The organism is Rhodopseudomonas pentothenatexigens, assembly GCF_900218015.1.
In the GTDB taxonomy this organism is placed as follows: domain Bacteria; phylum Pseudomonadota; class Alphaproteobacteria; order Rhizobiales; family Xanthobacteraceae; genus Rhodopseudomonas; species Rhodopseudomonas pentothenatexigens.
This window is the reverse complement of sequence record NZ_UFQQ01000007.1, coordinates 13,422-37,628: the sequence shown is the minus strand read 5'-3', so window position 1 is coordinate 37,628 and position 24,207 is coordinate 13,422. Positions and strand designations below refer to the sequence as shown.

The following is a 24,207-nucleotide window of genomic DNA, read 5'->3' as shown; positions in this document are numbered from 1 at the left end:
GCAAGCGTTCCCGTGTGGATATTGAGCAGGAATGTTGTCCGACCGCCGCCCTCGGTCGGGACGGCGGTCGCGCGCATGAAAGCTCAGCCCTGAACGGGCGTGAAGCCATACAGGCGGTGGGCATTGTCGGTCAGCACACGGTCGCGAGCCGCCGCATCGGGCACCCAGTCGGCGAGCAGATCGAGCAGTTCGCCGACGTTCATCATGTGCGTCCAGGTCGCCACGTGCGGCCAGTCGCTGCCCCAGACGCAGCGGTCCGGCGCCGTCTGGTGCAGCAGGCGGGCGAACGGAATGGTGTCCAGATAAGGAAATCCCTCGACCGTATTCCGATAGGCGCCCGACAGCTTGACCCAGCCGCCGTCGCGCACCAGCGACACCAGCGTCTGGAAGCCGGGATCGTCGATCCCGCGCGACACCGGAAAGTGCCCCCAGTGGTCGACGATGAACGGCACCGGCAGATCGCCGAGCTGCGGCGCCAGCGGTACCAGGTCCTTGGCGTCGATCAGGAACTGCAGATGCCAGCCGAGCTCCTTGGCGAGCGCTGCGTATTCGCCGACGCGCTCGAACCCGATGCCGCCGCCATACAGGATGTTGAGCCGCAGCCCGATGACGCCGGCGTCCTTCAGTGCCGCCAGCTCCTTGTCCGGCAGCCCGAGCGGAATCACCGCGATGCCCTTCAGCCGCTCGCGGTGGGCCTGCAGCGTCTCCAGCATCAGGCGGTTGTCGGTGCCGTGCACGCTGACCTGCACCAGTACGCCGTAGGTCATGCCGGTGGCGTCGAGCATCGCCAGATACGATTCAGGCGTCGCCGCCGGCGGCGTGTAGCTACGGGCCTCGACGAACGGATAGGCCGGCGGCAATCCGATGACGTGGGCGTGGGTGTCGACCGCGCCGGGCGGCACCACGTAGCGGGTCGGCCGGCGCGGGGCGGGATCCGGCCCCGGACACGCCGGAGCCGGATCCTTGGATCGATCAGCGTTACTCATCGGCGCTCAGCACCCTGCCGCGGGTTTCCGGCAGCGCGTAGGCGGCCGCGAAGAACAGCACGTAGGCGAACACCGCGAACAGGCAGATCGCGTTGGCGAGCGTGGTGACCTGCGACAGGTAGCCGACCAGGAACGGAAACAGCGCGCCGACGCCGCGGCCGAAATTGTAGCAGAAGCCCTGACCCGAGCCGCGCAGGCTGGTCGGAAACAGTTCGGTCAGGAACGCCCCCATGCCGGAGAAGTAACCCGAGGCGAAGAAGCCGAGCGGGAAGCCGAGCACCCACAGCATCTCGTTGGACAGCGGAAGCTGCGTATAGGCCAGCACCACCACCATCGCGCCCAGCGAGAACGTCAGGAACAGGCTGCGGCGGCCGAACCGATCGGCGAACCAGGCCCCGACCAGATAGCCGACGAACGAACCGATAATCAACGTCGCCAGATAGCCGGTCGAGCCGACGATCGACAGCTTGCGCTCGGTGGTGAGGAAGCGCGGCACCCAGAAGGTAATGGCGTAGTAACCACCCTGACAGCCGGTCGCGACCAGCGAGGCCAGGATGGTGGTCTTCAGGATCCGGCCCTGGAAGATCGCCAGGATCGAGCGGCTGCCGCCCGCCGCGGTGACCTTGGCGCGGGCTTCGACCGCGACCTGCGGTTCCTTCACGTAGGCGCGCAGATACAGCACCAGCAGCGCCGGCAGCGCGCCGATCGCGAACATCCAGCGCCATGCCTGCTCGGCCGGCAGCAGCGAAAACAGCGCGGCCTGCGCCAGCACCGCCAGCCCCCAGCCCACCGCCCAGCCCGACTGCACCGAGCCCACCGCCCGGCCGCGATACTGCGGACGAATCGTCTCGCCGATCAGCACGGCGCCGGCGGCCCACTCGCCGCCGAAGCCGAAGCCGAGCAGCGCGCGCAGGATCAGGAGCTGTTCGAAGTTCTGCGCGAACGCGCACAACAGCGAGAACAGCGAGAACCAGATGATGGTGAGCTGCAACGTGCGGACGCGGCCGATCCGGTCCGCGAGATAACCGGCGGCCCAGCCGCCGACCGCCGATGCGAGCAGCGTCACAGTGCCGGCAAGCCCCGCCGAGCCGGCATCGACCTGCCACAGCGCGATGATCGTTCCGATCACCAGCGGGTAGATCATGAAATCCATGCCGTCGAGCGCCCAGCCCGTCGCACAGGCCCAGAACGTTCGCTTCTCGGTGACGGTCATGTCCTTGTAGAAGCCGGTCAGGCTGGTGTCCGTGATCGGCGCGACCGTGCTCGAAGATGTCGTCATGCGTATCCTCCCTCGCTCGCCTTCACCGGGCGACCGCTCGTCGGCGACAAATTTCGCAATCGTGAGACGACGTCTGCCGGAAAATTTTCAGGTAGTCGCAGAGTTCGCGGCTGTTTGTCGAAAAATTAGCCGCGCCCGCGCTGCAGCCGGCGATACCGCGCCGGGCTCTCGCCGGTCACCTGCCGGAACGCGACGCCGAAATGCGATTGCGACGAGAACCCGACGCCGAGCGCGATCTCGACGATCGGCAGGTCCGAGCTCTCGAGCAGCCGGCGGGCGGCGGCGACGCGCTGTTCCACCACGAAGCGATGCGGGGTCATTCCGGTGGAACGCTTGAAGCTGCGGATCAAGCAGGACGGACTCATGCCCGCGACCTCGGCCATCGCCGCCAAGGTGATCGGCGCGCCGAGATCGGACCGGACGAACTCGGCGATACGGTCGCGCACCGGCGCCTCCAGCGGCGCGGACTGACCGGCCGTCGCGGCGCGCGGCGCCGAATAGCGATCCGTCAGATGCAGCGCGAGCGTATAGGCCAATTGCTCGGCGAGCAGCGCGTTCGGCCGGTCGCCGCTGTCGCTGGCCTCGACCAGACGTTTGGCCGAGACTTCCAGCAGCGGATCGTCGACCTCCCAAGCGGTGTCGCGTAAACTGATCGGACCGGCTGAGCCGAGTGATGCGCCGACCTCCTTGAGCAACGGCTCGCCGAGATACAGCAGCAGCAGCTTGCCCCACTGAGTGTCCGGAATCGCGTCCACCACCACGCGGCGGCCCGGTTGTCCGATACGGAACCGCCCGGAGCGGACCGGCGCGTCGCGGCGCACCTTGCCGTTTTCCATCAGCACGTGACGGCGGACGTCGTACAGCGTGATCGCGACGGTCGGCACCGGCAGTTCGCCGAACTCGTAGATATGCGGCCCCGTCACCTCGCTCACCGCGGCGGCGAAGCCCGTGGTCGACCACAGATCAATCAGGGCCGATTGCCTTCGGCCGGTGACGCGTTCGGCATGACGGAGGGGATTGAGCTGCATCGGATGGGTCGCCTGTTTGAACGGACCACCTCACTCCATATCAGAGTAGCTTGCAAGCCGCGGCACCGCGGATCAGTTCCAACCCACGATTTTCCTTGGGTTTTCGCGCGCGGAGAGGCCGGTTTCGGAGATTTGCAGGGGCTCGGGCTGCAAGATCGTGCCACGTAGCTGCACCGCGATGCAATACAGCGCGTCGACTTTGCTACTTCGCATCCGCACGAATTGCGATATGAAACCCGAAATGATGCTCGACCTGATCACCAAGAGGCTCGCCGCGACCGACGCGGACGAAGCTGCGCGCGCGCTGCGCGGCGGCGGGCTGGTCGCGTTCCCGACCGAGACCGTGTACGGGCTCGGTGCCGATGCGGTAAATGCGGAAGCGGTGGCGCGGCTCTACGCCGCCAAGGGCCGGCCGTCGTTCAACCCACTGATTGCGCATGTTGCGGATCTGGACGCGGCGCGCGCGATCGCGCGGTTCGACTCGGTCGCGCTGCGCCTCGCCGAGGCATTCTGGCCGGGGCCGCTGACACTGGTGCTGCCGAAGGCGGCAAGCTGTTCGGTGTGCGATCTCGCCACCGCGGGACTCGACAGCGTTGCGCTGCGGGTCCCGGCGCATCCGGTGGCGCAGGCGCTGCTGCGCGCCTTCGGCGGCCCCGTGGTAGCACCGTCCGCCAACCGGTCCGGCCACGTGTCGCCGACCACTGCGGCACATGTCGCGACCGATCTTGGCGGCCGGATCGATGTGATCGTCGACGGCGGAGCAGTGACGGTCGGGGTCGAGTCGACGATCGTCGGCTGCCTCGGCGACCCTGTGCTGTTGCGGCCCGGCGGCGTGCCGCGCGAAGCGATCGAACGGGTGCTCGGCGGCCAGCTGGGCGCGCCGGCGACGACCGACAGAGCCGACCATCACGCGCCAGTCGCTCCGGGGATGCTGGCGTCGCACTACGCGCCGCGCGCGCTGGTTCGGCTGAATGCGGCCGAGGTGAAGCCGGGCGAAGCGCTGCTCGCATTCGGCCCGGATTCGCTGCCGGGCGCCGAAACGGCGGTCGCCGTGCACAATCTGTCGCGGCGCGGCGATCTCACCGAAGCCGCCGCGCATCTGTTCGGCGCGTTACGCACGCTCGACGGTTGCGGCGCGCATCGCATTGCCGTGATGCCGATCCCGCATCACGGGCTCGGCGAAGCGATCAACGATCGCCTGCGCCGCGCAGCGGCGCCGCGCCCATGACCAACGAACAAGCAGATAGCGACGTCGTCGCCAGCGCAACGAACCAATCCAAAAGCGTCTGAGACGCGCTTCGGATTCGTTCGCTTCGCTCCTCGCAACGACAGGGAAGAGGAAACACCATGAACATCGTCAGCCCGCTCTCGCCCGCCTCTCTCTCGCCCGAACTGATCGCGCGCTTCACCGCGATCGTCGGCGACAAGCACGCGCTGACCGATCCTCTGGAGCTCGAAGCCTACATCACCGAGGAACGCAATCTGTATCGCGGCAACTCGCCGCTGGTGCTGCGGCCGGGTTCCACCGACGAGGTGGTTGCGATCTGCAAGCTGGCGAACGAGGCGCGCGTCGCGCTGGTGCCGCAGGGCGGCAACACCGGCCTGGTCGGCGGCCAGACGCCGCACAATGGCGAGGTAGTGATTTCGCTGAAGCGGATGGACAAGATCCGCGAGATCGACACCTCGTCGAACACCATGACGGTCGAGGCCGGCGCCATCCTGCAGCGGGTGCAGGAGAAGGCCGCGGAGGTCGACCGGCTGTTTCCGCTGTCGCTCGGCGCCCAGGGAAGCTGCACCATCGGCGGCAATCTCTCCACCAATGCCGGCGGCACCGCCGCGCTCGCCTATGGGCTTGCGCGCGACATGGCGCTCGGGATCGAAGTCGTGCTCGCCGACGGCCGGGTGCTGAACCTGCTGTCGAAGCTGAAGAAGGACAACACCGGCTACGACCTGCGCAATCTGTTCATTGGCGCCGAAGGCACGCTCGGCATCATCACGGCAGCGACGCTGAAGCTGTTTCCGAAGCCGCGCGCGGTCGAGACCGCGTTCGTCGGCCTGCAGTCGCCGGAGGACGCGCTGAAACTGCTCGGCATCGCGCAGGCCGAAGCGGCCGGCAATCTGACCAGCTTCGAACTGATCGCCGAGACGCCGCTCGATTTCTCGGTGCGTCATGCCAACAACCGCGACCCGCTCGAAGCGCGCTATCCGTGGTACGTGCTGATCGAATTGTCGTCGCCGCGTGACGACGCCCGCGCCGCACTGGAATCGATCCTCGAGCGCGGCTTCGAAGACGGCATCGTGGTCGACGCGGCGATCGCCAGCTCGGTGCAGCAGCAGCAGGCGTTCTGGAAGCTGCGCGAGGAGATCTCGCCGGCGCAGAAGCCGGAGGGCGGCTCGATCAAGCACGACATCTCGGTGCCGGTCGCCGCGGTGCCGCAGTTCATCGAACAAGCCAACGCCGCCGTGGTCGCCCTGATCCCGGGTGCGCGGCCGGTGCCGTTCGGTCATCTCGGCGACGGCAACATCCACTACAATGTGAGCCAACCGGTCGGCGCCGATAAGGCCGAGTTCTTGGCGCGCTGGCACGACGTCAGCAAAGTGGTGTTCGACGTAGTGCTCCGGCTCGGCGGTTCGATCTCGGCCGAACACGGCATCGGCGTGATGAAGCGCGACGAGCTTGCCGAAGTGAAAGACAAGACCGCGATCGAGCTGATGCGGTCGATCAAGGCGCTGCTCGACCCGCACGGCATCATGAATCCCGGCAAGGTCGTGTAGCTTCAGTCGGAACGGTCCGGGTCAAATGGACGTCGCGCCGAATGCCTGATGTGAATGATCCAAACCTCCGCGTTCTCGACCGAATAGTGAACGCGGTAGGGATAGCGACCGACGAGGCAGCTTCGCAGCGCCGGCGCTCTGGCGTTGCGTAGTCCGATATGAGGACGGTCCGCGATCGATCGGACCGTCGCCGCAATGGACTGTCGAACCCGATCGGCCGCAGCAGGATTGCGCGCATTCAAGTAGTCGAGAATTTCACGAAGATCTTCGGTTGCTCGCCGGGTGAACCGGACGGTCACGGGCGGGGCGGCGACAGCAGCGCCGCTATTTCGTCGGCAGAAGCGAATTCGCCGCGGCTGGCTTGCGCCAATCCTTCTTCAATCGCGGCCCACTCGTCGTCGTCAGGCTGATAAAACTCGCCCTCGCGCGCTTCCAAGGCGAGCAGCAACTGCGCCGCATCCTCGCGGCGTTCGCGGGGCCAAGTGAGCACGCGATTCAAAATTTCTTTGACCTGCTCGTCTGTCATAGCCCTATTCTACCATGTTGGATGCTCAGAACAACGAGCCCTGCCCGCTGTCATCCGCCGAAATCTTGGGCCGCGCCGCGCGCTTCGGTGGCGCCGGCTTCGCAACTGGCGACGGAGCCTCGACCTCTTCTGCGGCGACCGGCAGGATCAGTTGCGGATTGTCGTTGGCGGTGCGGTTGACCGCGGTCGACACCGGGTGCCAGACGAACTCGCCCTCTGCCGGTGGCCGCAGCAGCGCCGCCGCAGCTTCGGCATCGGTTTCGTCCGCATCCAACCAGCGCGCGAAGTGATGCGGCGCGATCGTCACCGGAACGCGGTCGTGCAGCTCGGCGAGGCCGCCGCGCGCCGCGGTGGTGACGATCGCCACGGTGTCGAGTTCCTCGCCGTTTGGGCCGGTCCAGGTCTCCCACAGCGCCGCGAATCCGATCGGCCCGCCGCCGGCCGGATGGATGAAATACGGCTGCTTGCGGGCTCCCCGTGCCTTCCATTCGTAGTAGCCATCGGCCGGCACCAAACAGCGCCGGCGCCTGAACGCATTGCGGAACGCCGGCTTGTCCTGGACCGTTTCGGCGCGGGCGTTGATCAGCAGCGAGAACGTCCGCGGGTCCTTCACCCAGGACGGGATCAGCCCCCAGCGCATCAGCCGGAATCGGCGGGCGCCCTCCTCGACGATCACCACGGGAATCGGCTGGGTCGGGGCGATGTTGTAGCGTGACGGAAAATTAGGCTGATCGGCGTAGCCAAAGAGCTGTCGGATAGCGGCGGGAGCCGAGGTGATCACGAAGCGTCCGCACATGCTGTCAGGACCCGGTGGCGTGTTCAGTGCTTGTTAACTTCGGTAAACAAAAATGCCGCCGATGGCGTCGAGTGAATCCACAGCTGCGCAAACTGCGCCCTCCCGTTACGACGAGGCGCGCGCCGCTCAGCTTGCCGCGGCCAATATCAACCCGAAGACCGGCCTCGCGACCGACTATCTGAATCATTTCAACGAAGCCGTGATGCTGCTCGAAATGATCCCGGACATGCCCGAGTGCTCGGAAGACTTCCTGTCGTGGCATCCCCTCTCCTACGCGGAACACTTCAGAGCGTCGAATTTCAAGGCCCGCGATCTGGCGATCGAAGCCTATGACACGGCCGATCCGGGGATTAGATCGGATTTCGACGACATCACCAACAACATGACGACGATTCTCACCGCGATCGGTGAGGCAATGCGCCAGGCCTCGCAGGACGACACCAGGGCCAAGCTGGCGGAGAGCGCGGTCGGCTGGATCAAGCCGCTGATCGGCCGCGCCGGCGGCATCATCAACGGCCAGGGCAGCGAAGCCGACGTCGACTACATCATGTCGCATTGATCGCCGTGACCGAAGCCGCACCGGCGCAGCCGCACCATCCACAGCTCGCCGTCAGCGCCGCGATCTTCCGCGACGGCCGGCTGCTGCTCGTCCGCCGGGCGCGGGCGCCGGCCAAGGGGCTGTATTCGTTGCCCGGCGGACGGGTCGAATACGGGGAGACGCTGGAGCAGGCGGTGGCGCGGGAAGTCGCCGAGGAAACCGGGCTGTCCATCGAGATCGTCGGCTTTGCCGGCCGGCGCGAGGTGCTGCCGTCCGCCGCCAGCGCAGCCGGGCATTACGTGATCATGATGTTCGCCGCCCGCTGGACGGCCGGCGAGCCGCGGCTCAACGACGAACTCGACGACGCCCGCTGGATCGCGCCGGACGAGTTGTCCGACTTCCCGACCACCGAGGGCCTGGCGGAGTTGGTCGCCGGCGCCCGCCCTCTGATCGACCGTTGACCTCGGCAGCCGGCACCGCCTTGCTGCAGCCTCTGAAACGGCCTATCAGGCCGGCCATGCTGAAGCGCTCCATCGCCGTTCTGATCATTCTCGCCTGCTGCGGGCTCGCCCCGGCGCGGGCGCAGGACGGTGCGGCCCCGTTCGACGCCGAGTTGCAGCGGCTGGCCGAAATTCTCGGCACCTTGCACTATCTGCGCGGAATCTGCGGCGGCAACGACGGCCCCAAATGGCGCAACGAGATGCAAGCGCTGATCGACGCCGAAACCCCGTCGGGGGAGCGGCGGACCCGGCTGATCGCGGCGTTCAACCGCGGCTACAACGGGTTCCAGCAGACCTACCGGACCTGTACCCCGGCCGCGACCGTGGCGATTCGCCGGTACCTGGAGGAGGGATCGAAGCTGTCGCGCGATCTCACCGCTCGATACGCGAACTGAGCGCTTGGCGGCTGCGGGTTTATCCCAGGCCGTTAACCTTTCCTAAAGAACTGCCTAGGCGATCGGCAGACGCATGCTAACACTAGCTCACCGCGCTTCGCTGTGGAGCGCGTCCAGCGTGCTGAAGTTCATGAGCCTGACGACGTTCCCCATCGATTGCGACGTTCCATCCGACCGCGAGCAAAAGCAAACGGCGCTCACCTATCTCAGCGAGGCATGGGCCGAGGCCCTGCACGACGGGGTCGACGGCGATTGTCTGGCGCAGGCGAGCCTGTTCACCGCCTTCGCCGAGTTGGTCGCCACCTACGGCGAAGATGCGGTCGCCAAATTCGTCGAAGGCCTGCCCGGCCGCGTGCTCAACGGCGAGTTTTCGGTCGGCCTCGCAAAGCAGTGACGCGAACCGCTCGACTGCGACTCAGGAGCGGGCGAATGCCTGCAGTCCCTTGAACGTGAGTCGCTTCGGATCGCGGACGCCGGCGAGATAAAACCGCCGGATGAATTCGGCCACCACGGCGCGGTCGTAGCCGGTCAACGCGACGATCGCTTCGACCGCAGTCTTCTGAGCTTCCATCTGGAATCCCCTTTTCGGCGTATCGGTCAATCGACGATCCCGGCGATCGTGCGACGTGAAATGCTGCGCCTGTTCGGTTGCTTTCCTGTTAACCACCGCCGGCCGCAGGCTCCGGCGAGCCGAATCGCTCGGCTGCCATCATCGCCAAGGATGATCGCGCAGGGGATACGCGAAATACCCCACCGGAGTTCCACGGAGGCGGGACAAACGTCGCAGAGGTGCGGCAGGTCGCCCGCATGCGGCGCGCGCAGCAGTGCGGCGGTGGTGCGCAAACGTTGCGTCCGTCGCTGTTACGGCTTCAGCGTCTCGAGAAACCGCACCGGCTCGCCGCGCGACGGTGTGGTCAGTTCGCCCTGCCACATCACCTTGGCGCCGCGCACGAAGGTGCCGACCGGCCAGCCGGTGACGCGGACGCCGTCATAGGGGGTCCAGCCGGCGCGCGAGGCGACCCAGTCGTTGGTGATGGTTTCGCTGCGCTTCAGATCCACCACCGTGAAGTCGGCGTCGTAGCCGGCGGCGATGCGGCCCTTGCAGGCGATATTGAACAAGCGCGCCGGGCCGGCGCTGGTGAGATCGACGAAGCGCGCCAGCGACAGACGGCCGGCATTGACGTGGTCCAGCATGGTCGGCACCAAGGTCTGCACGCCGGTCATGCCCGAGGGCGAGGCCGGATAGGTCTTGGCTTTTTCCTCCAGCGTGTGCGGCGCGTGATCGGAACCGAGCACGTCGACCACGCCCTGCGCCAGCCCGTGCCAGATGCCGTCGCGGTGCCAGGCATCGCGCACCGGCGGGTTCATCTGCGCTCTCGTGCCGAGCCGCTCGTAGCACTCCGGCGCCACCAGCGTCAGATGATGCGGCGTCACTTCGACCGACGCGACATCCTTGTGCTCACGCAGAAACTCCATCTCCTGCCGGGTCGAGACGTGCAGCACATGGATACGCTTGCCGGTCTCGCGCGCGATCGCCACCAGCCGCTGCGTCGCCTGCAGGGCGGCAACGTCGTCGCGCCACACCGGATGCGAGCGCGGATCGCCCTCGATGCGCTCTCCCTTGCGGTCGTTGAGCCGGTACTCGTCCTCAGCGTGGAACGCGGCGCGGCGCTGGATCACCGACAGGATGCGCTTGAGGCTCGGATCGTCCTCGACCAGCAGGCTGCCGGTCGACGAGCCGATGAACACTTTGACGCCGGCGCAGCCACGGGCGCGCTCGAGCTTCCGCAGGTCCTCGACATTGTCGCGAGTGCCGCCGATGAAGAACGCGAAGTCGCAGTGCATACGATGCTCGGCGCGCTTCACCTTGTCGGTGAAGGTCTCTTCGGTGATCGTCAGCGGATTGGTGTTCGGCATTTCGAACACCGCGGTGACGCCGCCCATCACCGCACTGCGCGAGCCGGTTTCGAGATCTTCCTTGTGGGTCAGGCCGGGCTCACGGAAATGCACCTGGGTGTCGATCACGCCCGGCAGCACGTGCAGGCCGCGGCAATCGATGGTCTCGCCGGCTTTTTCGGCGCCGAGCGAGCCCAGCGCGGCGATGCGGCCGTCCTTGATGCCGATATCACCGACGCCTTCGCCGTCCTGGTTGACGATGGTGCCGCCCTTCAGAATGGTGTCGAATGTGCCGGTCATGACGTCCTCGGGTGCCCGTTTTGGAGCGAAGCGGCGCGAGTCTTGCAAAGCCTTGTTGACCAGCGCCCGGCCGCCTAACTTGGGATGTCTTAGTCGGCCGGACCGTTAACGCAAGGATGTTTCCGGCCGGCGTCACGAGAGAGATCAATGAAGGCAGCCTTCCTCGCCGACCGTGGCGTTCTCAAGATCAGCGGACCGGATGCGCGGCACCTGCTGAACGGCCTGGTCACCACCGATCTGACCAGGCTCGAGCCCGGCGCCGGCCGATTCGGCGCCCTGCTGACTCCGCAGGGCAAAATCGTCACCGATTTCCTGATCACCGAGCTGCCGGCCGAAGACGACGGCGGTTTCCTGCTGGATTGTCCGAAACCGCTCACCGAAGCGCTCGCCACCAAGCTGAAATTCTACAAGCTGCGCGCCAAGGTGCTGATCGAGAACCTGTCCGACCGGCTCGGCGTGCTGGCGCTGTGGGGCGGCGAACCGCCGCAGCCGCCGGAGATGGGTTTCCGCGATCCGCGCGGCGAGCAGCTCGGCTGGCGCATCCTGGTGCCGGAGATCCTGGCCACCGCGACCGCCGAGGCGCTCGGTGCCACGATGGTCGCGGCGGACGACTACGAGACGCATCGCATCGCCTGCGGCGTCCCGGCCGGCGGCCTCGACTTCGGTTATGCCGACGCGTTTCCGCACGAAGCCAACATGGATCGCCTGTCCGGCGTCGATTTCAACAAAGGCTGCTACATCGGCCAGGAAGTGGTGTCGCGAATGCACCACCGCGGCACAGCGCGCACCCGGATCGTGCGCGTCACCTTCGACGGTGCAGCGCCGCAGCCCGGCAGCGAGATCACTGCCGGCGAAAAGAGCGTCGGCACGATGGGATCGTCGGCGACCGGCCGCGGGTTGGCGCTGCTGCGCATCGACCGCGTCGCCGAGGCGCGCGAGGCGTCGGTACCGCTCAGTGCCGGCGGCGTCCCGCTGCTGATCGCCGATCCGAACGAGCTGACCCCGACGCAACGGAAAACCGGCACATGAGCCGCGGACCTCGCGTCGGTGCCGACGGACTGATGCGCTGCCCGTGGCCGGGCGACGATCCGCTTTACGTCGCCTATCACGACACCGAATGGGGCGTGCCGGAATACGACGACCGTGCGCTGTACGAGAAGCTGATCCTCGACGGTTTCCAGGCCGGGCTGTCGTGGATCACCATCCTGCGCAAGCGCGACAATTTCCGCCGCGCCTTCGACGATTTCGATCCGGCCAAGATCGCGCGCTACGACGCCGGCAAAGTTGCGGCGCTGATGAACGACGTCGGCATCGTCCGCAATCGCGCCAAGATCGAAGGCACGATCGGCAGCGCCAAAGCGTGGCTGAAGATTCAGGAAGAAGGCCCGGGCTTCTCGAAACTGCTGTGGGACTTCGTCGGCGGCGCGCCGAAGGTGAACAATTTCAATACCACCGCGGGCGTGCCGGCGTCGACGCCCCTGTCAGTGAAGATCTCCAAGGAGCTGGCGGGACGCGGCTTCAAGTTCGTCGGCCCGACGATCGTGTACGCCTTCATGCAGGCGGTCGGGATGGTCAACGACCATCTGGTCGACTGCCACTGCCACGCGACCTGCGGGCAGATCAAGAAACCGGCGCGGCGAAGGCAGCCGAGCCGGCAGCTTTAGTCGCCACCCCCTCCGCTGCCGTCGCCGCAGCTATCGCCCGAGTCACTTTCGTTGGTGCTGCCGAAGTCGATGAACGGTGTGCCGTCGCCGCGCCTGAAGACGAACCAGGCGAACAGCACTGCGGCTGCGATCAGCAGCAGCGGACCGACGTTTTCGATCGCCCATCCGGCAAGCGGCGCGTCTGCATTGGGAAGCAGATTGAACATCGCCGACAGGGTAGACCCGGACCGCCAACAAAGGCTTAGTACGACCGCCCAATCAGAAGGTATTCCTCCGCCCGCGAGCCTGCCAGGTCAGCGCGGGTCGGCGATACGTTTGATCACCAGCGCGGACAGGCTGACGACCAGTTCCTTTAACGATTCGTTTTCCTTTTGCAGATCCTGCAGCGCCATCGCGGGGGCGGCTCGATCGTCCGCATCACCGCACTGCAACCGCTCGCCATTGCGACGATCCGATATCCCCATCGCGCGTCCCCCTTGCATCACGCCCACCAGCACAAGGTCGCTCATCGTACCCACGAGATCGTACAGAACTGGGCCGAGACGGTGGCTTAGTTCGGGCAAGGCTGCCCATATGGCGCTCACATCGTCCGCCTTGGCGGCCCTCGCTTCAGCTTCATCTCGTTCGAATCATGCAGTCTTCGCCGAGTAAATTGCCGCAAGCCTCTCCCGGCGTCTGGCAGCGGATGCTGTCCGGCCGCAGGCTCGATCTGCTCGCCCACCGCCGCTCGACGTCGAATTCGCCGCCACGCCGGCAGCCCCGCGCGGCTCGTCCGAAAGACGACCTCAGAAATGCGCGTTGCGCACGACTTCGACGTCGCTGATCGCCAGGATGCCGATCTGGCGCTGGACGATCGGGTAGATGCCGTCGAGCAGCAGCGGCAGGTCGGCGGATCGAGGATACAAATCACCGCCATCATCTTGCCGGCGTCGCCCACGAGGCCGTTCGCCTCCCAGCGCCTTCGTGACCGTTACCTGCCAGCACCGGCAATACGCTGTAGCCCGAGACGCGCAGCGAGTCGAAGCGCGCCACGACCCGCCGCAGCAGCGGCGCCTCGATGAAGATTTCGACTCGCTTCTTCAGATGGGTCTGCATCGCAGCCTCCTTCACTTCGTCAGATGAGTCGCCAGCGCGATGTAGAGCGGGATGCCGACGATGAGGTTGAACGGAAAGGTGATGCCGAGCGACAGCGTCAGCGCGATCGCCGGATTGGCGCGCGGCAGCGCCAGCCGCATCGCCGCCGGCGCTGCGATGTAGGACGCCGACGCGGTCAGCGTGATCAGCACCGCGGCGCTGCCGCTGGACAGCCCCAGCGCCATCGCCACCACGCTCGCCAACGCCGCACCGATCAGCGGCATCACCAAGCCGAAGGCCGTGGTGGCGGGCGAGAGCTCGCGCCAGCCCCGCGCCAGCCACCGGCCGGCGACGAGACCGAGGTCGAGCAGGAACAGGCAAAGCAGGCCCGGGAACAGATCACCGACGAACGGCTTCAGCAGCGTCATGCCTTTCGGACCGCTGATGGCGCCGATCGCGAAAGCGCCGATCAGCATCACGATCGAGCCGTGCAGCGCGATCTCGCGGAACAGGTTGCGCTGCTCGGAGGCGCCGGCATCTTTGTTGCGGCCGTGCGCGATCATCAGCGCGGTGAAGATCGCCGGGGTCTCCATCGCGGCGGCGACCGCCACCAGCCAGCCGTCGAACGGGATCGACAACTGGGTGAGCGCGCCTGTGACGGCGAGGAACGTCACCGCCGAGATCGAGCCGTAGTGTCCGGCGACCGCGGCCGCGTCGATCTGGTTCATGCCGCAGACCCGCCGCAGAATCGCGTAGGCGATGAACGGCACCGTGGCCGACAGCAGCACGCCCGCCGCCATGGTGAGCACGAGCTGCGAGCTCATGCCGTGGTGGGCGACTTCGGCGCCGCCGCGAAAGCCGATCGACATCAACAGATACAGGGCGAGAAATTTGGTGATCTGCTCGGGCAGGCCGAGATCGGAGCGCAGCAGCGCGGCGATCAGGCCGAGCCCGAAGAACAGCACCATCGGCGACAGCAGGTTGGCGGAGGCGAGGTCGAAGATTTGCACGCGGCGATCCCCTTTGTTGTCCGGCACGGCGGGAGGCCGCGACCGGAGCGTCCTTAAGGGCGGCGCTATGATTTTTGAAATTGATATTGTAAACTTGTTCCATTGTTGAATTTGATGATGAGCCATGCCCCGCCGACTGACCAATCTCGACCTCGACCTCGTCCGCACCTTCGTGGCCATCGCAGGGATGGGAAATTTCACCCGCGCCGCGCAGTCGCTCCGCCTGCAGCAGTCCACCGTGTCGCTGCAGATGCAGCGGCTCGAGGACGCGCTCGGCCAAAAGCTGATGGAGCGCAGCCCGCAGGGCGTGCGACTGACCGCGGAGGGCGAGATCTTTCTCGGCTACGCGCGGCGGATGCTCGAACTGAACGACGAAGTGGTGGCGCGCGTGGTCGAGCCGCAGATGCGCGGCGTGGTCCGGCTCGGCGCACCGGAGGATTTCGCCACCCGCCATCTGCCGGACGTGCTGGCGCGGTTCGCCCATGCCTATCCGGCAGTGGCGCTCGAGGTGACCTGCGACCTCACGCTCAATCTGCTCGACAAGTTCGGCAAAGGCGCGTTCGACCTCGCGCTGGTCAAGCGCGAGCGCACGGGCAACGGCGGCGGCATCCGCGTCTGGCGCGAGCCGCTGGTCTGGGTCATGGTCGATCGCCAGGCGATCGATACCGACCGGCCGCTGCCGCTGGTGGTGTCACCGACGCCATGCGTCTACCGCAAGCGCGCCGTCGACGCGCTCGATCGCGCCCGGCGGCCGTGGCGGGTGGCCTATACGTGCGGTTCGCTCGCCGGTTCGCTGGCCGCCGTCAAGGCCGGCCTCGGAGTCACCGTATTGCCCAAGGACATGGTGCCGGCCGATCTCGACACGATCGACGGCGCGCCGCTCCCGAATCTCAAAGACACCGAGATCGCGCTGCTGCATGCGCCCGATCTGTCGCCGCCGGCGCAGCGGCTGAGCCAACACATCGTGCGCTGTCTCGGCTGACAGCGTAAGAAGCGGCGAACGGCACGCCACCTGCTGCAAGGAAACCATGACGAAGTCGTCTTCCGCCACGCTCTCAGCTTCCCCGCGCGTCTGGCAGCGCATGCTGTCCGGCCGCAGACTCGATCTGCTCGACCCCTCGCCGCTCGACGTCGAATTCGCCGACATCGCCCACGGTCTCGCCCGGGTGGCGCGGTGGAACGGACAGACCTCGGGCGCGCACATTTTTTCGGTGGCGCAGCACACCCTGCTGGTCGAGGCGGTGATGCGCGAGAAGAACCCGCGGATCGACGCCAGACTGCGGCTCGCCGCGCTGCTGCACGACGCCCCGGAATATGTGATCGGCGACATGATCTCGCCGTTCAAGGCGGTGATCGGCGAATCCTACAAGCGGGTCGAAAAGCGCCTGCTCGGGGCGATCCACATCCGGTTCGGCCTGCCGGCGGTGCTCGACGAGGCGATCGAACGCCAGATCAAGGCTGCCGACCGCGGCTCCGCCTACCTCGAAGCGACCCATTTGGCCGGTTTCACCAAGGCCGAAGCCAAGCGGCTGTTCGGCAGCGATCCGGGCCTGCCGGAGGCGATGGTCGAGGACTATCTGACGCCGTGGCCGGCCGGGAAGGCCGAAAAGCGGCTGCTTGCGCGATTCCAGAGCCTGCAGGATTGAGCCTCCGTCATCGCGCTTTCACCGCCCGCGGCGCAGGATTAAGATCGTGCCAACCTCGGAAAGGCCCATGATTCACGTCTGCTCGCTTGCAGCCTTGCATCCGACCGTTGCGGCGACCGAGGCCAGCCATGTGCTCTCGGTGATGGCCAATGTCCGCCAGGTGCAGCGCCCGGCCACCGTGCGGGAAGCCAATCACCTGCGGATTGAGATGGACGACATCACCGAGGCGATGGACGGTTTCAACGCGCCGAACCTCCAGCATATCAGCCAGGTGCTGGATTTCGTCCGGAGCTGGGATCGCGCGGCCCCGCTGGTGGTGCATTGCTACGCCGGGATCAGCCGCTCCACCGCCAGCGCCTTCGCGGCCGCCTGCGCGCTCAATCCGCATCGCGACGAGGTGACGATCGCCCGCCAGATCCGGCGGGCCTCGCCCTGCGCGTCGCCGAATCGGCTGATCGTGGCGCTGGCCGATCGGGCGCTGGGGCGGCAGGGCCGGATGCTGCGCGCGCTCGACGTGATCGGGCCCGGCGATCTCAGCATCGAGGGCGTGCCGTTCCGGGTCGACCTGGAATGAGCCTGGCTGCCGAGATGAGCGACAAGGCGAAGGTTCCGATCGAGATCGGCCTGACCGCGGCGATCGTCGCGATCGAGGCCAACGAGCCGATGATCCTGACCGCCTCGGGCGATGGCGGCGGCGGCCTCGCCGGCCTGCCCTACGGTCCGTTCGACGCCATCACCCACCGCACGCTCGAAATCGGGCTGCGCGCCTGGGTGGAAGAGCAGACCGGGCTGCGGCTCGGCTATGTCGAGCAGCTCTATACCTTCGGCGATCGCGGCCGCCACGCCCGGCTCGGCGACACCGAAGTCCACGTCGCCTCGATCGGCTATCTGGCGCTGACCCGCGCCGCCGACAACGCGGCCCGCGCCGCGGGCGCCACCTTCGAGCCGTGGTACCGCTTCTTCCCCTGGGAAGACTGGCGCGAGCAGCAGCCCGCGATCATCGCCCGCGACATCATCCCGGAACTCACCGCCTGGGCGGTCCAGGCCGAGGAGCCGGGGACGGCGCGGGCGCTGGCGCGCAGGGATCGGGTGCGGCTGTTCTTCGGGGTCGACGGCGCGCCTTGGGACGAGGAGCGCGTGCTCGACCGCTACGAGCTGCTGTACGAAGCCGGCCTGATCGAGGAGGCACGTCGCGACGGCCGCCCGGCGGCGCTGTCGCGCAGCAAGATGCCGGCGCTCGGCGTGGCGATGCGGTTCGACCACCGCCGCATCCTCGCCACAGCGATCGCGCGGCTGCGCGCCAAGCTGAAATACCGCCCGGTGGTGTTCGAACTTCTTCCCCCCGAGTTCACACTCACCGAATTGCAGCACACCGTCGAGGCAATCTCCGGCCGGCATCTGCACAAGCAGAATTTCCGCCGCCTGGTGGAAGCCGGCGCGCTGGTCGAACCGACCGGCGAGATGTCGACACGAACCGGCGGGCGCCCCGCCGCGCTGTTCCGCTTCCGCCGCGAGGTGCTGCAGGAACGCCCCGCCCCCGGCCTGCGCGTGCGCGGCCGGCGGTAATTGGTCAAAGCGAAACGCCCCACGATCCGGGCCGCTCGCCTGGAGGTTGGATGTTCGAGCTACTCGCTTTCGCACTCGCCGTTGTCGCCTTGATCATCGCGCGCAAGGGGCAGACCCAGATCGCCGAGCTCCGGGCCCGGCTCGACGCCCTGGCTGTAGGCCCCCCCCTCCCCGCATCGCCCGAAGCCGCCACGGCTCCGCCCACCGCGAGCAAAGAAGCTCCGCTGGCTCCTGCGGCCGAGCCAGTGCCGGAGATTGCGGCGACAGTTACGGCCGAAGCACCAGCCGCCGAAACGACCGCCGCCGCCGCCGTCGAGGCGGCGCCGGAAGCCGCCAAGCCCGGCTTCGAGGAACGGATCGGCACCCGCTGGGTGGTGTGGGTCGGCGGCCTGACGCTGGCGCTCGGCGGCTTCTTCATGGTGCGCTATTCGATCGAGCAGGGCCTGCTCGGCCCCGGCGTGCGGGTGCTGCTCGGCGGGCTTTTCGCGCTGGCGCTGCTGATTGCCGGCGAAGCCACGCGTCGCAAGGAGAGCGTCGCGCAGCTCGCCGCGCTGCCGATCGCCAACATTCCGGCGATCCTTACCGCGGCCGGCACCGCGGTGGCGTTCGCGACCGTCTATGCGGCCTACGCGCTGTACGATTTTCTCGTCCCTGCGACCGCATTCATTCTGCTCGGCCTGGTCGCGCTCGGCACGCTGGCCGCCGCACTGCTGCACGGCCCGGCGCTGGCCGGGCTCGGTGTCGTCGCCGGCTTTGCGACGCCGGTGCTGGTGTCGTCGGGCGAGCCCGACTACTGGGCGCTGTACATCTATCTTGCCGTGGTAACTGCCGCCTCGTTCGGGCTTGCGCGCATCCGGCTGTGGCGATGGCTGGCGGTGACGACGGTGGTGCTGGCGCTGTTGTGGACGCTGCCGGGCCTCGAAGGGCCGCAGACGCTGGTGGCGCCGCACGCCTTCCACGTCATCGCCGGCTTCGTGCTCGCGGCCCTGTTGGTCGTCTGCGGCCTGCTGTTCGGGCCGCCGATCGAACCGGGCCGGATCGAGCCGGTGTCGTCGGCGGCACTCGCCACCTATCTGCTCGGCGCCGCGCTGATCGTCATCGCAAGCTGGCATGCCGACGCGGCGATGGCGGCGTTCGCGCTGCTGATCGCCGCCACGCTGGCGATCGCCTGGCGCGCGGCGGCGGCGACCGCGGCCGTCGGTGCGGGCGCGGTGCTGGTCGCGCTGGTGTTCCTGTCGTGGGTACTCCGCAGCGATCCCGCCCTGTTGGTGCTGCCGGGCGGCGCACTGCCCGGCATCGGCGCCGATCCGCTCGCCGGGCCGGTGACCACCCATCTGATCGCCGCCGCGGTGTTCGCGATCGGTTTCGCCGGCGGTGGCGTACTGATGCAGGGCCGCGCGGTCAGCGCCTCGGTGCCTGTGATCTGGGCGGCGGCCGGCGTGTTCACGCCGCTGGCGCTGCTAATTGCGCTGTATGCACGGATCGCGCATCTCGACCGCTCGATCCCGTTCGCGATTCTCGCGGTCGTGCTGGCCGCTGCGTTCGGCCTTGCGACGGAACGTCTCGGCAAGCGCGACAACCGGCCCGGGCTGCAGATTTCGATCGCGCTGTTCGCCACCGGAACGCTCGGCGCGCTGGCGTTGGCGCTGACCTTTGCGCTGGAGAAGGGCTGGCTCACCATCGCGCTGGCGCTGATGGCCGCGGCCACCGCATGGATCTCGCTGCAGCGGCCGATCCCGTTCCTGCGCTGGCTCGCCGCGATCCTCGCCGGCATCGTGGTGGCGCGGATCGGCTGGGAGCCGCGGATCGTCGGCGACGCGGTCGGCACCACGCCGGTGTTCAACTGGCTGCTGTGGGGCTACGGCGTGCCGGCGGCCTCGTTTTGGCTGGCGAGCTGGTGGATGCGCAAGCGCGGCGACGACGTTCCGTTGCGGATGATGGAATCCGCCGCGATCCTGTTCACTGTGCTGCTGGCTTTCATGGAGATCCGCCACGCCGTCAACGCCGGCGACGTCTATCGCGACAGCGCCGGCCTTACCGAAGTCGCGCTGCAGGTCTGCGTCACGCTGGCGATGGCGATCGGCCTCGAACGGCTGCGGCTGCGCAGCCGCAGCCCGGTGCACAACGTCGCCGCGGTCCTGCTGGCGGTGTTCGGAGGCCTGGGCAGCGTGTTCGGCCTGCTGTTGTGGGAGAATCCAACGTTCTGGGCCACTGATGTCGGCGGGCTCGTGATCAATAGCCTGCTGCTCGGCTACGCGCTGCCGGCCGTGCTGGCGCTGCTGCTGTCCTACGCGGTGGCGGGCATGCGGCGCCCGGCCTACGGCAACGGCTTCGCCGCATTGGCGCTGATCATGGGATTGGCCTACGTGACGCTGCAGGTGCAGCGCGTGTATCACGGCCCGATCCTGGCGTACGGGCCGACCACCGATGCCGAACAATACACCTATTCGGTGGCGTGGCTGATCTGCGGCGTGTTGCTGCTCGGCGCAGGTCTGCTGTTCAACTCGCAGCGCGCACGGCTCGCCTCCGCCGTGGTGATCGGCCTCACCATCGGCAAGGCCTTCCTGATCGACATGTCGACGCTGACCGGCGTGTACCGGGCGCTGTCGTTCATGGGCCTCGGCGTCGTGCTGGTGACGATCGGCTGGCTGTATCAACGCATTCTGTTCCGGCCGCCCGCATCGCGGACGAGCGACGCAACCGTCGATTTGAATCGTTAGATTGGTTCTACGCGTTTGCGCACGCATCTATACACTTTCTAATCCGCTTCGATTGTCATCTCGTCAGGCGCCCCCTAGTCAAAAGTCGAATGTTACGACTGGGGGAACGACGTGCGTATCGACCACACCGACAGGACCAGACTACTCGCCGGCGTCGCCACAACCGTGCTGTCGGCGGTTCTTGTCGGGACCGGCGCGTCCGAAAGCCGCGCGCAGCACGCAAACCCTCACGAGCTGCCTTCGATCTCGGTCGATCAGCCGCGTCAGCGCGCAAAGCCCGCGCAAGCCGCGCGGTCGCAAAGCGCGCCGCAGCGATCCACACGCACCGTCCGGCGGCGCTCGGCCGAACCGCCGTCACCGCCCCAACCCGTCACTGCGGCGCCGAACTCGGCGACGCAGACGATTGGGACGCTGCCGGCCGCATTTCCGGGCGGTCAGGTCGCGCAGGGCGCGCGCATCGGCATGCTGGGAAATCGCAACTTCATGGACACGCCGTTCGCGGCGACCGCCTATACGTCCCAGATGATCCGTGATCGCGGCGCCCAGACCGTCGCCGACGTGCTCGATGCGGATCCATCGGTGCGTAGTACGCATTCGTCAGGCGGACTGCTGGATTCGTTCTACATCCGCGGCTTTCCGATCGGCGAAGGCAATTTCGGCGAGATCGCGTTCGACGGCATCTTCGGCATCGCCCCGACCTATCAGGTGTTCACCGACTACGCCGAACGCATCGAAGTGCTGAAGGGACCAACGGCGTTTCTCTATGGGCTGTCGCCCAACAGCGGCGTCGGCGGCACCATCAACATCGTGCCGAAGCGGGCCGGGGACACCGATCTGACACGTCTCACCACCGACTTCGCCACCAAGGCCCAGGGCGGAGCCAGCGTGGATATTTCCCGCCGCTTCGGCGACCACAAGGAATTCGGCATCCGCTTCAACGGCAGCGCTCACGGCGGACAACCGCCAGTCGACAATCTGCAACAGAGCAATTTCGTCGGCTCGCTCGCGCTCGACTATCGCGGCGAACGTCTGCGCGCCACGCTCGACTTCATCGGTCAGCGGGAGAACCTCGACGCGCCGCAGCGGCCGTTCTATCCGTCGTCGGGCAATTTCGCGGTTCCCGCCGCACCGAACGGCGCGCGCAACGTGCAAGCTCCGTGGGAGTGGTCGAAGAGCGAGGACAAATCGGTTCTCGGCAAGGTCGAGTACGATCTGACCGACAACGTCACCTGGTTCGGCGCGGTCGGCGGCGGCAATTCGCGCGTGCATCGGCTGTTCGGCCTGCCGACTCTGCTCAACTCGTCCGGCGACGTCAGCATCCGCACCGAGAACGCGCTGTTCGACGTCGGGCGCATGACCGCCGAGACCGGCGTCCGCTCCCGGTTCGAGACCGGCGCGATCTCGCACACGATGACCTTGCAATCGAGCTATCTGAACCAGACGCTGGATCGCGGCTCGGTGGCGGGCACGACCCAGCTCAGCAACATCTACAACCCGGCGTATCGCCCCGAGCTGTCGGTCGCCGACCCGACGCTGATCGGCAGGGCCTCGGAAAACACCCTGTCGGGCGTCGCGCTGTCCGACACGTTGTCGATGCTGAACGAGCGCGTGCAGCTCACCGTCGGCGGCCGGTTCCAGCAGATCGATTCCAAGAACTACAACTTCACGACCGGCGCCCGCACCTCGTCGTCCGACGAATCCGCAGTCACGCCGCTGGTCGGCCTGGTGATCCGGCCGTGGAGCATGATGTCGATCTACGCCAACTACGCGGAAGGATTGAGCATCGGCGAGACCGCTCCGGCGAACGCCGTCAACGCCGGCGAGACGCTGGCTCCCTACAAGACCAAGCAATATGAGGTCGGCACCAAGTTCGATCTCGGCCGCATCGGCCTGACGCTCAGCGCCTTCCAGATCGAAAGGCCGTTCGGCCAACTCGAAAGCAACGGCACCAACCTGGTGTTCGCGAGAGGCGGCGAGCAGCGCAATCGCGGCCTGGAACTGGGCGTGTTCGGGGAAGTCACCCAGACCGTTCGCGTGCTCGGCGGCGTGACGTTGATCGACGGCGAACTGACCAAGACCAACAGCGCGGCGACGCTGGGCAACAGACCGGTCGGCGTTCCGACGGTGCAGACCAATCTCGGTGCGGAATGGGATACGCCGTTCGCGACGGGCCTCACGCTCTCCGCCACCGCCATCCATACCGGCCAGCAATACGTCAATGCGGCGAACACGCAGATGATCCCGGCATGGACACGGCTCGATCTCGGCGCGCGCTACCGCACCACGATCAACGCACGGCCGGTCACCTTCCGGGCAGCCGTGCAGAACGTGTTCAACGAGGACTACTGGTCCGGCGTCGCGAGCTACGGCACCATCGCCCAGGGCAGACCGCTGACGTTCCGATTCTCGATGACGACCGATTTCTGAATCGGGCCCCGCAACGGGTGACCGCCCCCCGACACGCGGGGCGGCAACATCCGGTCGACGCGCCAGGGGGCCGAAGCTACGACTGTCGTGTCGCCTCGGCTGCGGACGAGCACGCGGCCCGTGCGACCGGCGCATGATCGACGTCATCGCTGGCCGAGCTTCGCCACATAGATCCCGGTCAGGCAGACCGCGACGCCCAGAAGCTCGACAGGTCCCAGGGACTCGCCGAACAGCATCCAGGCGTAGAGCGCCGCGACGACCGGCTGCATCAACACCAGCACCGAAGACAGGCCGGCCGGAATGTAGCGCAGGCACGCTGCAAGCAGTCCCTGCCCGCCGAGATGCGCCAGTAGTGCGAGCCCGATCAGAGGCCAGAGGTCGGAGAGGCGGACAGGAAACAGGCGATGCTCGAACAGCAGCGCCAGCGGCACCAGGATCGACAGGCTGCCGAAGCTCGTCAGGTACATGATCCGGCCGGACGAGATCGTGCGTCGTAAGCCGCTCACCAACAGCAGATAGGAGCCGTAGAACAGCGCCGTCATCAGAGCCAGCGCGTCGCCGAACAACGCGCCGCTGCTGGCGCCTAACTTGGGAGACAGCAGGATGGTGACGCCGCAAAGAGCGATCGCGAACCCGGCGACGAACAGCCGACTGATGGTCTCGCGATAGACCAGCCACGCCACGGGCACGACGACGAACGGAACCAGATTGGCAAGCAGATTGGCATTCGCCACGGTCGTGTAGTGGAAAGAGACATTCCAGAGCGCCAGATCGAGACCGAGGCAGGCACCCGCCAGCCACAGCAGCAGGATCTGCCTGGCGTCGCGTGCGTGCTCGGGAGCGTGGTCACGTCGCCGTTCCAGTGCCTGCCATGCATAGGCGATCGGCAAGGCGAGACCGATGCGCCAGGCGCCGGTCGCGATCGGATCAAGAGCGCTGAGCTTGACGAATATTCCGCCGGTCGCCAGACAGCAGACCGCCACGATGATGCCGATGAACGCGAGCGCGACGCTGGATCTTGTCGCCTCGATTCGAATACTGGTGATGGTCGCAGAAGCGATCTCGAACAGAGTCATTGGTG

General features: G+C 67.0%; 27 protein-coding genes. 14 read left to right on the top strand and 13 right to left on the bottom strand.

Going from position 1 to position 24,207, the window contains the following annotated elements:
• Positions 1 to 83 precede the first annotated feature (83 nt).
• From DWA33_RS07750 to DWA33_RS07740, 3 genes are all read right to left on the bottom strand, one after another.
• Positions 84 to 986, bottom strand: a complete 903-nt coding sequence (locus DWA33_RS07750; protein WP_114357527.1) for an amidohydrolase family protein — start codon at positions 984 to 986, stop codon at positions 84 to 86.
• Positions 979 to 2,265, bottom strand: coding sequence for an MFS transporter (locus DWA33_RS07745; RefSeq protein WP_114357526.1), 1,287 nt, complete (start codon positions 2,263 to 2,265; stop codon positions 979 to 981). Before DWA33_RS07745 ends, DWA33_RS07750 begins: the two co-directional genes overlap by 8 nt.
• Before the next feature lie 125 nt (positions 2,266 to 2,390).
• Entirely contained in the window at positions 2,391 to 3,293 is a 903-nt protein-coding gene (locus tag DWA33_RS07740) for a helix-turn-helix domain-containing protein (protein WP_114357525.1), read from the bottom strand.
• 241 nt (positions 3,294 to 3,534) lie between these two features.
• Between DWA33_RS07740 and DWA33_RS07735 the strand changes: the two genes are divergently transcribed.
• Entirely contained in the window at positions 3,535 to 4,521 is a 987-nt protein-coding gene (locus DWA33_RS07735; RefSeq protein WP_167443158.1) for an L-threonylcarbamoyladenylate synthase, read from the top strand.
• A gap of 119 nt (positions 4,522 to 4,640) precedes the next feature.
• The gene (locus tag DWA33_RS07730; RefSeq protein WP_114357523.1) at positions 4,641 to 6,068 is read left to right on the top strand and encodes an FAD-binding oxidoreductase; all 1,428 of its coding nucleotides are present in this window, start codon (positions 4,641 to 4,643) and stop codon (positions 6,066 to 6,068) included.
• A 2-nt stretch (positions 6,069 to 6,070) separates the two neighbouring features.
• On the opposite strand, the gene DWA33_RS25680 is transcribed toward DWA33_RS07730, so the two are convergent.
• From DWA33_RS25680 to DWA33_RS07715, 3 genes are read right to left on the bottom strand one after another with little or no spacing between them, the layout of a single operon-like run.
• Positions 6,071 to 6,367, bottom strand: a complete 297-nt coding sequence (locus DWA33_RS25680; protein ID WP_167443150.1) for a type II toxin-antitoxin system RelE/ParE family toxin — start codon at positions 6,365 to 6,367, stop codon at positions 6,071 to 6,073.
• Entirely contained in the window at positions 6,364 to 6,594 is a 231-nt protein-coding gene (locus tag DWA33_RS07720; protein WP_114357521.1) for a hypothetical protein, read from the bottom strand. Before DWA33_RS07720 ends, DWA33_RS25680 begins: the two co-directional genes overlap by 4 nt.
• A 25-nt stretch (positions 6,595 to 6,619) precedes the next feature.
• Positions 6,620 to 7,390, bottom strand: a complete 771-nt coding sequence (locus DWA33_RS07715) for an SOS response-associated peptidase (protein ID WP_114357520.1) — start codon at positions 7,388 to 7,390, stop codon at positions 6,620 to 6,622.
• Positions 7,391 to 7,442: 52 nt separating this feature from the next.
• Between DWA33_RS07715 and DWA33_RS07710 the strand changes: the two genes are divergently transcribed.
• The 4 genes from DWA33_RS07710 to DWA33_RS07695 all read left to right on the top strand — a co-directional run bounded on the left by DWA33_RS07710 (position 7,443) and on the right by DWA33_RS07695 (position 9,217).
• On the top strand, positions 7,443 to 7,949 hold the full coding sequence (locus tag DWA33_RS07710; RefSeq protein WP_114357519.1) for a hypothetical protein: 507 nt from the start codon (positions 7,443 to 7,445) through the stop codon (positions 7,947 to 7,949).
• A gap of 5 nt (positions 7,950 to 7,954) precedes the next feature.
• Entirely contained in the window at positions 7,955 to 8,389 is a 435-nt protein-coding gene (locus tag DWA33_RS07705) for an NUDIX hydrolase (RefSeq protein ID WP_430707865.1), read from the top strand.
• Positions 8,390 to 8,445: 56 nt separating this feature from the next.
• Entirely contained in the window at positions 8,446 to 8,823 is a 378-nt protein-coding gene (locus DWA33_RS07700) for a TIGR02301 family protein (protein ID WP_114357698.1), read from the top strand.
• Positions 8,824 to 8,953: 130 nt separating this feature from the next.
• A complete protein-coding gene (locus tag DWA33_RS07695; protein ID WP_114357697.1) occupies positions 8,954 to 9,217 on the top strand; it encodes a hypothetical protein in 264 nt (87 codons plus the stop codon).
• A gap of 21 nt (positions 9,218 to 9,238) precedes the next feature.
• Here DWA33_RS07695 and DWA33_RS25120 read toward each other — a convergent pair whose 3' ends face one another.
• Complete coding sequence (locus DWA33_RS25120) at positions 9,239 to 9,394, bottom strand: hypothetical protein (RefSeq protein WP_167443149.1); 156 nt, start codon at positions 9,392 to 9,394, stop codon at positions 9,239 to 9,241.
• A gap of 290 nt (positions 9,395 to 9,684) precedes the next feature.
• A complete protein-coding gene (locus DWA33_RS07690) occupies positions 9,685 to 11,019 on the bottom strand; it encodes a dihydroorotase (protein ID WP_114357517.1) in 1,335 nt (444 codons plus the stop codon).
• A gap of 147 nt (positions 11,020 to 11,166) precedes the next feature.
• Here DWA33_RS07690 and ygfZ point away from each other — a divergent pair, with 147 nt between their 5' ends.
• Together ygfZ and DWA33_RS07680 are read left to right on the top strand one after the other, a co-directional pair.
• On the top strand, positions 11,167 to 12,048 hold the full coding sequence (ygfZ, locus tag DWA33_RS07685; protein WP_114357516.1) for a CAF17-like 4Fe-4S cluster assembly/insertion protein YgfZ: 882 nt from the start codon (positions 11,167 to 11,169) through the stop codon (positions 12,046 to 12,048).
• Positions 12,045 to 12,683 carry a DNA-3-methyladenine glycosylase I gene (locus DWA33_RS07680; RefSeq protein ID WP_114357515.1) on the top strand — a complete coding sequence of 213 codons (639 nt, stop codon included), beginning with the start codon at positions 12,045 to 12,047 and terminating at the stop codon, positions 12,681 to 12,683. The genes ygfZ and DWA33_RS07680 overlap by 4 nt, the downstream gene beginning before the upstream one ends.
• Here the strand turns inward: DWA33_RS07680 and DWA33_RS07675 are convergent.
• The 4 genes from DWA33_RS07675 to DWA33_RS07655 form a co-directional block, all read right to left on the bottom strand.
• Positions 12,680 to 12,889, bottom strand: a complete 210-nt coding sequence (locus DWA33_RS07675; protein WP_114357514.1) for a hypothetical protein — start codon at positions 12,887 to 12,889, stop codon at positions 12,680 to 12,682. The genes DWA33_RS07680 and DWA33_RS07675 overlap by 4 nt on opposite strands.
• An 87-nt stretch (positions 12,890 to 12,976) precedes the next feature.
• The gene (locus DWA33_RS07670; protein ID WP_114357513.1) at positions 12,977 to 13,192 is read right to left on the bottom strand and encodes a hypothetical protein; all 216 of its coding nucleotides are present in this window, start codon (positions 13,190 to 13,192) and stop codon (positions 12,977 to 12,979) included.
• Positions 13,193 to 13,598: 406 nt separating this feature from the next.
• Positions 13,599 to 13,778: a hypothetical protein gene (locus DWA33_RS07660; protein WP_147270228.1), complete on the bottom strand. Its 180-nt coding sequence runs from the start codon at positions 13,776 to 13,778 to the stop codon at positions 13,599 to 13,601.
• Between the two features lie 11 nt (positions 13,779 to 13,789).
• Complete coding sequence (locus DWA33_RS07655) at positions 13,790 to 14,767, bottom strand: sodium-dependent bicarbonate transport family permease (RefSeq protein WP_114357511.1); 978 nt, start codon at positions 14,765 to 14,767, stop codon at positions 13,790 to 13,792.
• Between the two features lie 124 nt (positions 14,768 to 14,891).
• Here DWA33_RS07655 and DWA33_RS07650 point away from each other — a divergent pair, with 124 nt between their 5' ends.
• From DWA33_RS07650 to DWA33_RS07625, 6 genes are all read left to right on the top strand, one after another.
• Positions 14,892 to 15,749, top strand: coding sequence for a LysR substrate-binding domain-containing protein (locus DWA33_RS07650; protein ID WP_114357510.1), 858 nt, complete (start codon positions 14,892 to 14,894; stop codon positions 15,747 to 15,749).
• Positions 15,750 to 15,795: 46 nt separating this feature from the next.
• Positions 15,796 to 16,413, top strand: a complete 618-nt coding sequence (locus DWA33_RS07645; protein ID WP_114357509.1) for a YfbR-like 5'-deoxynucleotidase — start codon at positions 15,796 to 15,798, stop codon at positions 16,411 to 16,413.
• Positions 16,414 to 16,480: 67 nt separating this feature from the next.
• The gene (locus DWA33_RS07640) at positions 16,481 to 16,987 is read left to right on the top strand and encodes a tyrosine phosphatase family protein (protein ID WP_114357508.1); all 507 of its coding nucleotides are present in this window, start codon (positions 16,481 to 16,483) and stop codon (positions 16,985 to 16,987) included.
• On the top strand, positions 16,984 to 17,979 hold the full coding sequence (locus DWA33_RS07635) for an NUDIX hydrolase (RefSeq protein ID WP_114357507.1): 996 nt from the start codon (positions 16,984 to 16,986) through the stop codon (positions 17,977 to 17,979). The genes DWA33_RS07640 and DWA33_RS07635 overlap by 4 nt, the downstream gene beginning before the upstream one ends.
• A 50-nt stretch (positions 17,980 to 18,029) precedes the next feature.
• Positions 18,030 to 20,699, top strand: a complete 2,670-nt coding sequence (locus tag DWA33_RS07630; RefSeq protein ID WP_114357506.1) for a DUF2339 domain-containing protein — start codon at positions 18,030 to 18,032, stop codon at positions 20,697 to 20,699.
• 462 nt (positions 20,700 to 21,161) lie between these two features.
• Entirely contained in the window at positions 21,162 to 23,126 is a 1,965-nt protein-coding gene (locus DWA33_RS07625; protein WP_244601224.1) for a TonB-dependent receptor, read from the top strand.
• Positions 23,127 to 23,269: 143 nt separating this feature from the next.
• On the opposite strand, the gene DWA33_RS07620 is transcribed toward DWA33_RS07625, so the two are convergent.
• Positions 23,270 to 24,202 carry a DMT family transporter gene (locus DWA33_RS07620; protein ID WP_208639115.1) on the bottom strand — a complete coding sequence of 311 codons (933 nt, stop codon included), beginning with the start codon at positions 24,200 to 24,202 and terminating at the stop codon, positions 23,270 to 23,272.
• Between the last annotated feature and the right edge of the window lie 5 nt (positions 24,203 to 24,207).

Excerpts from the sequence above, each read along its gene's own strand:
- DWA33_RS07750 (WP_114357527.1), bottom strand. The coding sequence starts at position 986 with ATGAGTAACGCTGATCGATCCAAGGATCCGGCTCCGGCGTGTCCGGGG.
- DWA33_RS07745 (WP_114357526.1), bottom strand. The coding sequence starts at position 2,265 with ATGACGACATCTTCGAGCACGGTCGCGCCGATCACGGACACCAGCCTG.
- DWA33_RS07740 (WP_114357525.1), bottom strand. The coding sequence starts at position 3,293 with ATGCAGCTCAATCCCCTCCGTCATGCCGAACGCGTCACCGGCCGAAGG.
- DWA33_RS07735 (WP_167443158.1), top strand. The coding sequence starts at position 3,535 with ATGATGCTCGACCTGATCACCAAGAGGCTCGCCGCGACCGACGCGGAC.
- DWA33_RS07730 (WP_114357523.1), top strand. The coding sequence starts at position 4,641 with ATGAACATCGTCAGCCCGCTCTCGCCCGCCTCTCTCTCGCCCGAACTG.
- DWA33_RS07720 (WP_114357521.1), bottom strand. The coding sequence starts at position 6,594 with ATGACAGACGAGCAGGTCAAAGAAATTTTGAATCGCGTGCTCACTTGG.
- DWA33_RS07715 (WP_114357520.1), bottom strand. The coding sequence starts at position 7,390 with ATGTGCGGACGCTTCGTGATCACCTCGGCTCCCGCCGCTATCCGACAG.
- DWA33_RS07710 (WP_114357519.1), top strand. The coding sequence starts at position 7,443 with ATGCCGCCGATGGCGTCGAGTGAATCCACAGCTGCGCAAACTGCGCCC.
- DWA33_RS07700 (WP_114357698.1), top strand. The coding sequence starts at position 8,446 with ATGCTGAAGCGCTCCATCGCCGTTCTGATCATTCTCGCCTGCTGCGGG.
- DWA33_RS07695 (WP_114357697.1), top strand. The coding sequence starts at position 8,954 with ATGAGCCTGACGACGTTCCCCATCGATTGCGACGTTCCATCCGACCGC.
- DWA33_RS25120 (WP_167443149.1), bottom strand. The coding sequence starts at position 9,394 with ATGGAAGCTCAGAAGACTGCGGTCGAAGCGATCGTCGCGTTGACCGGC.
- DWA33_RS07690 (WP_114357517.1), bottom strand. The coding sequence starts at position 11,019 with ATGACCGGCACATTCGACACCATTCTGAAGGGCGGCACCATCGTCAAC.
- ygfZ (WP_114357516.1), top strand. The coding sequence starts at position 11,167 with ATGAAGGCAGCCTTCCTCGCCGACCGTGGCGTTCTCAAGATCAGCGGA.
- DWA33_RS07680 (WP_114357515.1), top strand. The coding sequence starts at position 12,045 with ATGAGCCGCGGACCTCGCGTCGGTGCCGACGGACTGATGCGCTGCCCG.
- DWA33_RS07675 (WP_114357514.1), bottom strand. The coding sequence starts at position 12,889 with ATGTTCAATCTGCTTCCCAATGCAGACGCGCCGCTTGCCGGATGGGCG.
- DWA33_RS07670 (WP_114357513.1), bottom strand. The coding sequence starts at position 13,192 with ATGAGCGACCTTGTGCTGGTGGGCGTGATGCAAGGGGGACGCGCGATG.
- DWA33_RS07660 (WP_147270228.1), bottom strand. The coding sequence starts at position 13,778 with ATGCAGACCCATCTGAAGAAGCGAGTCGAAATCTTCATCGAGGCGCCG.
- DWA33_RS07650 (WP_114357510.1), top strand. The coding sequence starts at position 14,892 with ATGCCCCGCCGACTGACCAATCTCGACCTCGACCTCGTCCGCACCTTC.
- DWA33_RS07645 (WP_114357509.1), top strand. The coding sequence starts at position 15,796 with ATGACGAAGTCGTCTTCCGCCACGCTCTCAGCTTCCCCGCGCGTCTGG.
- DWA33_RS07640 (WP_114357508.1), top strand. The coding sequence starts at position 16,481 with ATGATTCACGTCTGCTCGCTTGCAGCCTTGCATCCGACCGTTGCGGCG.
- DWA33_RS07635 (WP_114357507.1), top strand. The coding sequence starts at position 16,984 with ATGAGCCTGGCTGCCGAGATGAGCGACAAGGCGAAGGTTCCGATCGAG.
- DWA33_RS07630 (WP_114357506.1), top strand. The coding sequence starts at position 18,030 with ATGTTCGAGCTACTCGCTTTCGCACTCGCCGTTGTCGCCTTGATCATC.
- DWA33_RS07625 (WP_244601224.1), top strand. The coding sequence starts at position 21,162 with ATGCTGGGAAATCGCAACTTCATGGACACGCCGTTCGCGGCGACCGCC.
- DWA33_RS07620 (WP_208639115.1), bottom strand. The coding sequence starts at position 24,202 with ATGACTCTGTTCGAGATCGCTTCTGCGACCATCACCAGTATTCGAATC.